This is a genomic window from Chromobacterium sp. IIBBL 290-4, from assembly GCF_024207115.1.
Classification (GTDB): domain Bacteria; phylum Pseudomonadota; class Gammaproteobacteria; order Burkholderiales; family Chromobacteriaceae; genus Chromobacterium.
On record NZ_CP100128.1, the window covers coordinates 510394 to 522138 of the forward strand.

At 61.5% G+C, this 11745-nt stretch carries 14 protein-coding genes; 9 read left to right on the forward strand and 5 right to left on the reverse strand.

The annotated features are described in order from the left end of the window. Positions 1 to 13 precede the first annotated feature (13 nt). From NKT35_RS02315 to udk, 9 genes are all read left to right on the forward strand, one after another. Entirely contained in the window at positions 14 to 1231 is a 1218-nt protein-coding gene (locus NKT35_RS02315; protein WP_254298385.1) for an IscS subfamily cysteine desulfurase, read from the forward strand. A gap of 61 nt (positions 1232 to 1292) precedes the next feature. Continuing rightward, on the forward strand, positions 1293 to 1676 hold the full coding sequence (gene iscU, locus NKT35_RS02320) for a Fe-S cluster assembly scaffold IscU (protein ID WP_254298387.1): 384 nt from the start codon (positions 1293 to 1295) through the stop codon (positions 1674 to 1676). A gap of 13 nt (positions 1677 to 1689) precedes the next feature. Further along, on the forward strand, positions 1690 to 2013 hold the full coding sequence (gene iscA, locus NKT35_RS02325) for an iron-sulfur cluster assembly protein IscA (protein ID WP_254298389.1): 324 nt from the start codon (positions 1690 to 1692) through the stop codon (positions 2011 to 2013). Between the two features lie 79 nt (positions 2014 to 2092). Beyond that, positions 2093 to 2620 carry a Fe-S protein assembly co-chaperone HscB gene (gene hscB, locus NKT35_RS02330; protein ID WP_254298391.1) on the forward strand — a complete coding sequence of 176 codons (528 nt, stop codon included), beginning with the start codon at positions 2093 to 2095 and terminating at the stop codon, positions 2618 to 2620. Between the two features lie 35 nt (positions 2621 to 2655). After that, positions 2656 to 4515 carry a Fe-S protein assembly chaperone HscA gene (gene hscA / locus NKT35_RS02335; protein ID WP_254298393.1) on the forward strand — a complete coding sequence of 620 codons (1860 nt, stop codon included), beginning with the start codon at positions 2656 to 2658 and terminating at the stop codon, positions 4513 to 4515. 9 nt (positions 4516 to 4524) lie between these two features. After that, positions 4525 to 4866: an ISC system 2Fe-2S type ferredoxin gene (gene fdx, locus NKT35_RS02340; RefSeq protein WP_254298395.1), complete on the forward strand. Its 342-nt coding sequence runs from the start codon at positions 4525 to 4527 to the stop codon at positions 4864 to 4866. 17 nt (positions 4867 to 4883) lie between these two features. Continuing rightward, positions 4884 to 5078 carry a Fe-S cluster assembly protein IscX gene (gene iscX / locus NKT35_RS02345; RefSeq protein ID WP_254298397.1) on the forward strand — a complete coding sequence of 65 codons (195 nt, stop codon included), beginning with the start codon at positions 4884 to 4886 and terminating at the stop codon, positions 5076 to 5078. Between the two features lie 131 nt (positions 5079 to 5209). Next, positions 5210 to 5845, forward strand: a complete 636-nt coding sequence (locus NKT35_RS02350; RefSeq protein WP_254298399.1) for a glutathione S-transferase family protein — start codon at positions 5210 to 5212, stop codon at positions 5843 to 5845. Between the two features lie 94 nt (positions 5846 to 5939). Continuing rightward, a complete protein-coding gene (udk, locus tag NKT35_RS02355) occupies positions 5940 to 6554 on the forward strand; it encodes a uridine kinase (RefSeq protein ID WP_254298401.1) in 615 nt (204 codons plus the stop codon). A 56-nt stretch (positions 6555 to 6610) separates the two neighbouring features. On the opposite strand, the gene NKT35_RS02360 is transcribed toward udk, so the two are convergent. The 5 genes from NKT35_RS02360 to NKT35_RS02380 form a co-directional block, all read right to left on the reverse strand. Then, entirely contained in the window at positions 6611 to 7624 is a 1014-nt protein-coding gene (locus tag NKT35_RS02360) for an MvdC/MvdD family ATP grasp protein (RefSeq protein ID WP_254298403.1), read from the reverse strand. An 81-nt stretch (positions 7625 to 7705) separates the two neighbouring features. Continuing rightward, the gene (locus tag NKT35_RS02365) at positions 7706 to 7924 is read right to left on the reverse strand and encodes a hypothetical protein (RefSeq protein WP_254298405.1); all 219 of its coding nucleotides are present in this window, start codon (positions 7922 to 7924) and stop codon (positions 7706 to 7708) included. 24 nt (positions 7925 to 7948) lie between these two features. Beyond that, positions 7949 to 8125, reverse strand: coding sequence for a hypothetical protein (locus tag NKT35_RS02370; protein ID WP_254298407.1), 177 nt, complete (start codon positions 8123 to 8125; stop codon positions 7949 to 7951). Positions 8126 to 8444: 319 nt separating this feature from the next. After that, a complete protein-coding gene (locus NKT35_RS02375) occupies positions 8445 to 10595 on the reverse strand; it encodes a peptidase domain-containing ABC transporter (protein ID WP_254298409.1) in 2151 nt (716 codons plus the stop codon). 2 nt (positions 10596 to 10597) lie between these two features. Further along, complete coding sequence (locus NKT35_RS02380; RefSeq protein WP_254298411.1) at positions 10598 to 11710, reverse strand: HlyD family secretion protein; 1113 nt, start codon at positions 11708 to 11710, stop codon at positions 10598 to 10600. Positions 11711 to 11745 lie beyond the last annotated feature (35 nt).

An 11745-nucleotide genomic window follows, 5' to 3' on the forward strand; every position in this document is an offset into this window, starting at 1 on the left:
GGAGAACATATAAATGAGCCAGCCCAAGCTACCGATCTATCTGGATTACTCGGCCACCACTCCGGTGGACCCGCGCGTCGCCGACAAGATGATTCCCTATCTGACCGGCAAGTTCGGCAACCCCGCCTCGCGCAGCCACAGCTTCGGCTGGGAAGCGGAAGAGGCGGTTGAGAACGCGCGCGCCGAAGTGGCCAAGCTGATCGGCGCCGATCCCAAGGAAATCGTGTGGACCTCCGGCGCCACCGAGTCCGACAACCTGGCGATCAAGGGCGCGGCCCAGTTCTACAAGAGCAAGGGCAAGCACCTCATCACCGTCAAGACCGAACACAAGGCGGTGCTGGACACCTGTCGCGAACTGGAGCGCCAGGGTTTCGAAGTCACCTATATGGACGTGCAGGAAAACGGCCTGCTCGACCTGGAAGCCTTCAAGGCCGCCATTCGCCCGGACACCATCCTGGTGTCGGTGATGTACGTGAACAATGAAATCGGCGTCATCCAGGACATCCCGCAAATCGGCGAAATCTGCCGCGAAAAAGGCATCATCTTCCACGTCGACGCCACCCAGGCGCCGGGCAAGGTGAAGATCGACCTGAACACGCTGAAGGTGGACCTGATGAGCCTGTCCGCGCACAAGGCCTACGGCCCCAAGGGCATCGGCGCCCTGTACGTGCGCCGCAAGCCGCGCGTGCGCCTGGAAGCGCAGATGCACGGCGGCGGCCATGAGCGCGGCTTCCGCTCCGGCACCCTGGCCAGCCACCAGATCGTCGGCATGGGCGAAGCCTTCCGCATCGCCCGCGAAGAAATGGACAGCGAAAACGAACGCATCCGCATGCTGCGCGACCGCCTGTGGAACGGCATCAAGAGCATGGAAGAGGTGTACATCAACGGCGACATCGATCAGCGCGTCCCGCACAACCTCAACGTCAGCTTCAACTTCGTCGAGGGCGAAAGCCTGATCATGGCCATCAAGGACCTGGCCGTGTCCAGCGGCTCCGCCTGCACCTCCGCCTCGCTGGAGCCGTCCTACGTGCTGCGCGCGCTGGGCCGCAACGACGAGATGGCGCACAGCTCCATCCGCTTCACCCTGGGCCGTTTCACCACCGAGGAAGAGATCGACTACGCGATCGAGCTGCTGAAGTCCAAGATCGGCAAGCTGCGCGAGCTGTCCCCGCTGTGGGAGATGTACAAGGACGGCGTGGATCTGAATAGCGTTCAATGGGCGGCTCACTAAGCCGATAACAGATGACAGGCCGCGGGAAAGCTAACCCTCCGCGGCCAGCAGGAGCAAAGACATGGCATACAGCGAAAAAGTACTGGACCACTACGAAAACCCGCGCAACGTCGGCTCGTTCGAAAAGGGCGACGACAGCATCGGCACCGGCATGGTCGGCGCGCCGGCCTGTGGCGACGTGATGAAGCTGCAGATCAAGGTGGGCGCGGACGGCGTGATCGAAGACGCCAAGTTCAAGACCTACGGCTGCGGCTCCGCCATCGCCTCCTCGTCGCTGGTGACCGAGTGGGTGAAGGGCAAATCGTTGGACGAGGCGCTGTCGATCAAGAACACCGCCATCGCCGAAGAATTGGCGCTGCCGCCGGTGAAGATCCACTGCTCCATCCTGGCCGAAGACGCGATCAAGGCCGCGGTGGAAGACTACAAGCAGAAACACGCCAAGTAAGCGGAGGCTGTCCATGGCACTCACTCTTTCCGAACGCGCGGCCGAACACGTCGGCGCTTTCCTCGCCAAACGCGGCAAGGGCCTGGGCGTGCGCCTGGGCGTGAAGACCTCCGGCTGCTCCGGCATGGCCTACAAGCTGGAGTTCGTCGATGTCGAAAACACCGAGGACGTCCGCTTCGAAAGCTTCGGCGTAGCCATCTACACCGACGCCAAGAGCTTGGCCTATCTGGACGGCACCGAACTGGACTACGTCAAGGAAGGCCTGAACGAGGGGTTCAAGTTCAACAACCCCAACGTCAAGAACGAGTGCGGCTGCGGCGAAAGCTTCAACGTTTGAGTCCTCAAGCGGGCCTGGCCGCAGCCGGCGCGCAAGCGCCGGTTCGTCCGCCCGCGTTTCGCCGTTTCCGGAAGCCTTGATGAGCCAAGAATTCAGCCAGGATTTCTTCACCCTGTTCGGCCTGCCGCGCCGTTTCGGCATTGACGCCGCCCAGCTGGACGCCGCCTGGCGCGCCGCCGCCGCCCAAGTCCATCCCGACCGCTACGCCGCCAGCCCCGACGCTGAAAAGCGCAGCGCGCTGATGCTGGCCACCCGCGTCAACGAAGCGTACCAAACCCTGAAGTCGCCGCTGAACCGCGCGCGCTATCTGTTGCTGTTGTCCGGCGTGGACACCCAGGAAGAAAACAATACCCGCATGCCGGGCGACTTCCTGATGGCGCAGATGGAATGGCGCGAGAGCATAGACGACGCCCGCCGCAGCGTGGACGAGCTGGAAACGCTGTCCGGCCGCCTGCGCGCCGAGGTCAAGTCCATGCAGCAGGCGCTGGCCGCCGCGCTGGACGCGGAAGCCGATCTGGACGCCGCCGCCGTATGGGTTCGCAAACTGCGCTTCATGGAAAAGCTGGACCAGGAGATCGGCGACGCCATCGAGTCCCTGCTGGACTAAGCCCGCGCCCCGAGCAACGAGAAAAAGATCACGACATGGCCTTATTGCAAATCGCCGAACCCGGCCTCTCCGCCGCCCCCCATCAACACCGACTGGCCATAGGCATAGACCTGGGCACCACCAACTCGCTGGTGGCCACCGTCAGAAGCGGCTCCGCCGCCGTGCTGCCGGATGAAAACGGCCGCAGCCTGCTGCCCTCCGTGGTGCGCTATGGCGATGAGGGCGTGCTGGCCGTCGGCTACGAGGCGCAAAAGGAGCAGAACCGCGATCCGCACAACACCATCGTGTCGGTGAAGCGTTTCATGGGCCGCGGCGTCAGCGACATCAAGGACGCCGGCAGCCTGCCCTACCGCTTTGTGGACGCGCCAGGCATGGTGCAGCTGCACACCCGCGCCGGCGTGAAAAGCCCGGTGGAAGTATCGGCGGACATTCTGCGCGCCCTGAAAGACCGCGCCGAGCAAAGCTTGGGCGGAGACCTGACCGGCGCCGTCATCACGGTGCCGGCCTATTTCGACGATGCCCAGCGCCAAGCCACCAAGGACGCCGCCCGCCTGGCCGGCCTCAATGTGCTGCGCCTGTTGAACGAACCCACCGCCGCCGCCATCGCCTACGGCCTGGACAACAGCAGCGAAGGGACCTACGTGGTCTACGATCTGGGCGGCGGCACGCTGGACGTCTCCATCCTCAAGCTCACCCGCGGCGTGTTCGAGGTGCTGGCCACCAGCGGCGATTCCGCGCTGGGCGGCGACGACTTCGACCACCGCGTGTTCTGCTGGATGCTGGAACAAGCCGGCGTGTCCGGCCTGTCCGCCCACGACATGCGCCTGTTGCACACCCGCGCCCGCGAGGCCAAGGAAGCGCTGACCGACCACGCCAGCACCCGCATCACCGCCATTCTGACGGACGGCCAGTCGCTGGATCTGGAACTGGACCAAGCCGCCTTGCACGCCATCACCAAGACGCTGGTGGACAAGACGCTGACCCCGGTGCGCAAGGCCCTGCGCGACGCCAAGATTTCCACCGACGACATCCAGGGCGTGGTGATGGTGGGCGGCGCCACCCGCATGCCGCACGTGCAAAAAGCCGTGGCCGACTTCTTCGGCCGCGCGCCGCTGACCAATCTGGACCCGGACAAAGTGGTGGCGCTCGGCGCCGCCATCCAGGCCAATGTGCTGGCCGGCAACAAGCAGGACGACGAGTGGCTGCTGCTGGACGTGCTGCCGCTGTCGCTGGGCATCGAAACCATGGGCGGCCTGACCGAGAAGATCATTCCGCGCAACAGCACCATTCCGGTGGCCCGCGCCCAGGACTTCACCACCTTCAAGGATGGCCAGACCGCCATGTCCATCCACGTGCTGCAGGGCGAGCGCGAGCTGGTGACCGACTGCCGCAGCCTGGCCAAATTCGTGCTGAGCGGCATTCCGCCGATGGTGGCGGGCGCCGCGCGCATCCGCATCACCTTCCAGGTGGACGCCGACGGCCTGCTGTCGGTCACCGCCCGCGAGCAGACCTCAGGCGTGGAGGCCAGCATCGAAGTCAAGCCGTCCTACGGCCTGTCCGACGACGAAATCAGCCGCATGCTGACCGACTCCATGGCCAACGTGCAGGAAGACATCGAGGCGCGCAAGCTGCGCGAAGCCATCGTCGATGCCGAGAGCCTGGCGGAAGCCACCCGCAACGCGCTGTCGCAAGACGGCGACCTGCTGGACGCGGCCGAGCGCGCCGAGGTGGAAGCCGCGGTCGCCGCCGTGAGCGCAGCCATCGCCGAAGGCGTCACCCGCCGCGTCAACGAAGCCAGCGCCGCGCTGAACCACGCTACCGAAACCTTCGCCTCCCGCCGCATGGATCGCAATATCCAGCGCGCGCTGAAGGGCCACAAGATTACCGATTTGTAAGGACTCGCCATGCCGCGAATCATCGTACTGCCCCATCCCGACCTGTGCCCCGAAGGCGCGGTGATCGACAACGCCGAAACCGGCCAAAGCATTTGCGACGCGCTGCTCGCCCACGACATCGAAATCGAGCACGCCTGTGAAATGTCCTGCGCCTGCACCACCTGCCACTGCATCGTCCGCGAAGGCGGCAACTCGCTGAACGAGGCCGACGAGCTGGAAGAAGACCTGCTGGACAAGGCTTGGGGCCTGGAAGCCCAGTCGCGTCTGTCCTGCCAGGCCCTCGTCGCCGACGAGGATCTGGTGATCGAGATTCCGAAGTACACAATCAACCACGCCCGCGAACATCACTGACAGGAAGGGAACGACTGATGAAATGGACCGACGTTAACGACATCGCCATCGAGCTGGCCGAAGCCCACCCGGACGTGGATCCGAAGGCCGTGCGCTTTGTCGATCTGCACAACTACGTGGTGGATCTGCCCGGCTTCGACGATGACCACGCCCGCGGCGGCGAACGTGTGCTGGAAGCGATCCAGCAAGCGTGGATAGACGAAGTGGAATAAGCATCTCCCCATCCAAGACAAATGCCCCAGACCGGGGCATTTGTCTTTTCCACGGCTGAAAAACGCCGCCGCCAAGGGTATGATCCAAGAACGCGAGCCGGCCTTCGCCGCCTCACCGCCCTGGAGCCGCCATGTTCACCCTCGTCATCGGCAACAAAAACTATTCCTCCTGGTCGCTGCGCCCCTGGCTGGTGCTGAAAATGCTGAATGAACCGTTCCAGGAACAGCAGATCGACCTTTTCCTGTCCGATACCAAGGCGCGCATCCTCGCTGCCAACCCCGCCGGCAAAGTGCCGGTGCTGATCGACGACAAGCTGCGCATCTGGGACTCGCTGGCCATCTGCGAATACCTGGCGGATTGCTTCCCCGCGGCCAGGCTGTGGCCGGATGACAACAAGCAGCGCGCCGTCGCCCGCTCCATCGTGGCGGAGATCCATGCCGGCTTCGAAGCGCTGCGCGGCAAACTGCCGATGGACATCTCCCATCAGGGCATCGCTTACGACCGCACGCCGGCGGTGAGCTTAGACATTGATCGCGTCATCGCGCTGTGGGAAGAGCAGCGCGCGAAACACGCGGCGGATGGCGATTTTCTGTTCGGCCACTTCACCATCGCCGACGCTTTCTTCGCCCCAATCTGCACTCGCTTTCAAACCTATAACATCGCGCTGCAGCCCCAAGCCCAGGCTTGCGCCCGCCATATCCTGGAGCTGCCGGCCATGCTGGAATGGTATCAAGCGGCGCGATGCGAGCGCCGACGCCCGGACTGAATCAAATCGTGTCGCAAATCGAGTGGAACAACGCGCCATAAGTCATTAGAATGGCGCGTTTTTTATATTTTCATTACATCAAGGAAAGTCCAACATGAGCACTCCGTTCATCATTGGCGTTGCCGGCGGCAGCGGCAGCGGCAAAACCACGGTTACCAATAAAGTGCTGGAAACCATTGGTTCCGAGATGGCGGCCGTAATCATCCAGGACTACTACTATCGCGACCAGAGCCATCTGACCTTCGAACAGCGCCTGGGCACCAACTACGACCACCCGCAAGCCTTCGACTGGCCGCTGTTGATCTCGCACATCGATGATCTGCGCAATGGCCGCTCCATCGAGATGCCGCTGTACGACTTCGCCAACCACACCCGCTCCGACAAGACAGTCACCGTGCAACCGGCGCCGGTGATCGTGATCGAAGGCCTGTTCCCGCTTTACGACGCCGCGCTGCGCGAAATGATGTCGCTGAAGATCTTCGTCGACACCGACTCCGACGTGCGCTTCATCCGTCGCCTGAAGCGCGACATCGCCGAACGCGGCCGCACCATGGAAAGCGTGATCGAACAATACCTGTCCACCGTGCGCCCGATGCACAACCAGTTCATCGAGCCGACCAAGCGCTTCGCCGACGTGATCCTGCCGCACGGCGCCAACGATCCTGCGGTGGACATCATCACCACCAAGGTGGCCAGCTTGATGGTGTGATCAGGCCTTCCCTGACCATAAAGAATGCCAGCGGCGCGAGCCCTGGCATTTTTCGTTCAGGCCGGGCTCGCCACACGGCGAGCATCTCTTCTGGCCGCCTGCCCCAATAGCGTCTCCGCCAATGCATCGGCGATGGGAAAACCCGTAGCAGTCTGCATCCAGACAAACTCGCCGGCGGGATTGATCTCCAGAAACACCCACTCGCCGGCCGGCGTCACGATCAAATCCAGCGCGCCGTAATTAAGCTGCAGCGCATCCATCAAGCGCAAAATCCGCCGCCGCATCTCCTCCGGCACCGGATACGGCCGCCATTCCTCCCGCAAGCCCGCGCCATCGCGCCGCCAGTCCACCCGGCTCTTGTCTCCGCGCTGCGAATCCACCGCACCGCAGAACAGCCGCTCGCCCACCACCGTAATGCGCAGCTCCAGCGCCTTGGGAATGTATTGCTGAAACGTCATGGGACCGTTTGCCAGACTATCCAGTTGACGCAGATGCTCCTCGCGCACGCGGTTGGTATACATGACCCGGGTGACGTCATCGTCGCGGATGGTCAAGGCGCGCAGAGGCTTGGCGACGATATCGCCGTCAAAGCGGTGGTAAAACGCGCGCACCGCCTCCGGATCGTTGCTGGTCAGCGTTTCCGGCACCGTCATGCCAAGCTGGCGCGCCAGTTTGAGCTGCAAAGGCTTATTGTCGGCTTGATACACTCGCTCGAACGGATCCAGCTGGAAGGCGTCGCTGCAGGCCAGCATGCCCTGCAGCACCGCGTAGCATTCGTGATAAACCGCCTCTTTGTGCGGCTTCGGCATCTCATCCGGCAAATTCCGCGCCAATGCCAGACGGCGGAAATAAATGGCTCCCAACTCGTCCAGGCTGAAGCGCTCGCCGGCGGGACCAGTCAGCAGCTCGCTGCGCTCCGCCGCGGACGACGGCGCCAGATTGAGCCTGACCGATGTCGGATATTGGTCGGTATTCAAACGAATGGGTTCGGCGCCGCGCGCCTTGAGCGCGGCTGCGACCAAGTCCGGACAATAAGGATCGCGGCTGTGGCTGACGATCAAAACCTTCATCTTGCTGCCTCTCCAAAACAAAACGGGCGAGCCTCGGCTCGCCCTTTCGGCATGGGCTAGCCCATGCTTAATACTGAAAAATCACACCTCGAACAGCGGCGGCTGGTCGCCCTCTTCGCCCACCGCCAGAGTCGTGATCTGGTCGCGCAGAGGCGTGGAGGCATGCGATTCCTCGCCGATCGCCAGCGTGCTGGCATGCGACTCTTCGCCAATCGCCAGAGTTGTAGCTTGCGCGCCGCCGCCAACCAAGGCGATCTCATGATCTTCCAAAAATGCTGCGAACAACGGTTTCTGAGCCATGCTCATTTCCTCCAAAAACTTTGCTTAAAAGTCCTGCGTCGGCAACGGTTCGCCCGGATGTTCCGGTATGGCCATGGTGACCTGATCGCCCAGCAAAGCGTGGGTCACATCGAATTTGAACGGCGGCACAGCCTGCCCGGCGCCGCCGACCTGCTCGACTTCATGAGCTTCCAAAAATTGGACGAAAAACGCTTGTTGCATTTTAATTTCCTTGTCATTGCGCGACCTGCCGCCAAGGTCGGGTTCATCACGAGCGGCCGGCTTCTCGCGCCAGTCCGACGCCAGAAGCGATAAAACTCACGCAATAGGGAGTGGGAGCGGCACTTATTCAGGCCAAGCCGCTCAATAATGCGCATAAAATCCCAAAGGCATTAAAATGCATGCCAAATGCATTTAAGTCAAGATCATAATTGTTTCATGGCATTCACAAACCGCAGCGATGCGACCCCTGCTCCATCTCATCAGAGGTCGCTTCAAACGACCAAACCAGCCAGTTGGCAAAAATCAGCATTGGCCGCGCTCATGCATGGCTGGCCTCGCTCAAACGCTCACTAGCCAACGCTCTCTCACCACTGGCTATTCGTCCGCCAGCCATCGCCACCACACGGTCCGCCATCGCGATCGTCTCTGGCCGGTGCGCGATCACCACCCGTGTTAGCGGCAGGTCCCGAAGCGATTGATTCACCCGATACTCGTTTTCCACATCCAGATGACTGGTCGCCTCATCCAAAAATAGAATGCTTGGTCGTTTATGCAGGGCTCGAGCCAGCAACAGGCGCTGCTTTTGCCCGCCGGAGAGCACTGCGCCCATATCGCCGATCAGCGTTTGATAAGCCATAGGCATCGCCAACACATCCTGGTGTACTGCCGCCATACGGGCTGCCACCTGCACCCGCTCCATGTCTGGACTATTAGCAGAAAAGGCAATATTTTCAGCGATTGAGCCGGCAAACAACTGATCTTCTTGCATCACCGCACCCAAGCGGCTGCGCCATTGTTTCAAACCCAAGCTCTGCATCGGCACGCCATCCACCAGTACCTCGCCCTGGCTTGGCTTAAGCAGCCCCAGCATCACTTTCAGTAAAGTGGTCTTGCCACAACCGGATGGGCCAGTGATAGCCATTGACTCCCCGGCTGCGATGCTCAGATCTACGCCATCGAGTATCCACGGCTCGCCTTCCGCATGGCGGAAGCGCACCCCTCGCAGCTCCAGCGCCGGCGGAATCATCGCATCAGCCTCCTCTATGACTGATCCCGCTGCTACAGCGCTTTCCGGTTCGCTCAGCACGATGTCAGCCAAACGTTCGCGCTGAATGCGCAGCATGCGGATCTGAAAGAACAAATCCACCAGGCCGCCTACTCGGCTGGAAAACTGCATCTTGTAGCTGCCATAGGCAAACATCATGCCAATGGAAAACTGGTGATCCATTACCAGCAGCGCGCCGAAGTAAGTCACCAGAATGCCCTCCAGGCCGAAAATCAATCCATTGGCCAACTGATACAAAGTAGACATGCGCTGAGTCGCCAAACCGCGATTGGTGCTGTTCACCACCAGATTCAACCACTGGCTGCGTCGGTCGCTCTCGCGATTGAACAGCTTGATCGACTGCGCGCCGCGTATGCTTTCCATGAAATGGCTCTGCTCGCGCGCCGACAATACAATCTGCTCTTCATTCGCCTGCTTGAACGGCGCATAGGTCGCCGCCCTGATCAAGATGTAGATCGTCAGCGCCAGCAAGGTGATCATGGCCAGCTGAACGCTGTAAAACAGCATCATCGCCAGCGCCAAGACCGCCATCACGCCATCCAGGATGGAACTGAGCGCGGTGGTGGTCAGCGTCTGGCGGATGGTATTGATGGCGCCGAAGCGCGACAGCACATCGCCCAGATGCCGCTTTTCGAAATACGACATCGGCAAGCCCAACAGCCGGGTAAACACGCTGGCTACCCACTGCATGTTCAGCTGAGTGGAAAAATAGATCACCAGCCAGGAGCGCAAAGTTCCAACCAACATTTGCACCAGCATCAACATCAAAAAACCTAGCGCCATCACCTTGAGCAGGTCGCGGTCGTTCTGCACGATCACGCCATCTATCACCCATTGTTGAAAAAAAGGCGCCAACAGCGTCATCACTTCCAGCGCGGCGGACAAGGCCACCACCTGGAAAATGGACCGCTTCAGGCCGAGCACCTGCCCTACCAAGGCGCGCAGGCTGACATCCTGTTTCTCTTCCTTTTTTTCGAACTGCGGCGTCGGCGACAACTCCAACGCCACACCGGTGAAATGACGCGATGTCTCCTCAAAAGAAAGCTTGCGCGCGCCAAAGGCGGGATCGTGAATCTCCACCCGCCCTGCCGCCACCCGCTTGAGCACCACGAAGTGGTTCAAATCCCAATGCAGGATGCAGGGAGTCTGCAACTGGTCCAATTCATCCAGTTCCAGACGCAATGGACGGCTGGCTAAGTGCAAGGCATCAGCATGCTCCACCAATTGCTTGAGCGTGGCGCCCTTGGCCGAGATCGCATAGCGGCGGCGCAAGCTGGCGATGTCGGACACATGGCCGTGAAAGCTGGCGATCATGGTGAGGCAAGCCAAGCCGCACTCGGCCGCCTCGGTTTGCAACAACATGGGGAGACGACGGCCAAAGCCGTATTGCAAGGCGTCCAACATGATTAAAACTTTCCTTTGATCGCCAGCAAGGGCTCGAAGATCCACTCGATGATGCGGCGCTTATCCACCAAGATGTCCGCCTCCACCAACATATCGGCCTGTAATGGCTCTTGGCGGCCATAGGCCAGCACCGATTGCTTGTCCGGCTGCACGGTTACGCGATACAAGGGATCTTGATTGACGGCGGCCGGATCGGCGCGTAGCGCTGTGCCTGGCTGGGCGCTGCGAGACACTTCCAGCACCGTGCCTTCGTATTGGCCGAATTTTTGATAAGGGAAGGCGGCATAGCGCAGTTGCACCCGTTGGCCGGGCCGCACAAAGCCGATGGCGCTGGAGGGCGCGTAAAACCAAGCTTGCAGACGCGAACGCGCCGGCACGATGCTGGCCAGCGCCTGACCAGCGACTACTGCTTGGCCTTCTGTGGCTTGCAAGGAAGTGATGATCCCGGCAATCGGCGCGACCACCGTCAACTCGCGGCGGGATTCCGTTTCCCCTTGCTCCTGCTGCAAACCGTAAAGCGATCGCTCGATATCGCTTTTTTGCGTGTCATAGCGACTGGGCTGCGCTTGGATATCTGATCGCGCGGCATTGATCTGCGCGCCCAGATCCGTCGCCGTCCGTTCCAGCGCCGCCAGGCGCGCCTGTTGATCCAGCAGAGCGTCGCTTCTTTCCTGCACCTGCTGCGGCGGAGCAAAACCAGACTGCCCCAGCGCCTGATAGCGCGCCAACTGCGCCTGCGCGGATTGGACCCGGCTGCGCTGCAGCGCGTGTTCGGTTTCCAACTGCTTGCGCTGGGTTTCCAAGTCTTGCAGTTTTTGCCGCAACGCTGCCATCTGCTCGCCATTGAGCCGCGCCAGATTGCCCAGCTCGGCGCGAAAGTTGTCTTGCCGCTTGCGCAGGCTCAGCAACGACTCGGCTGTGGTCTCTCCCAGCTTGGTCACCCGCTCGGCGGACACTGTGAACAAAGGCTGGCCGCGCGTCACCAACTGGCCCTCGCGCACCAGCCTCGTCACCACCACGCCGGCTTGCAAAGGCGCGGCTTGGGCTAAGCCCAAGTCCGGCTGCAAACTGCCATGCGCTGGTATACGGCGGGTATAGTCCAGTGCAAACAGCATGATAAGGATGAGCAAGGTAAAAAACGAGGACAACG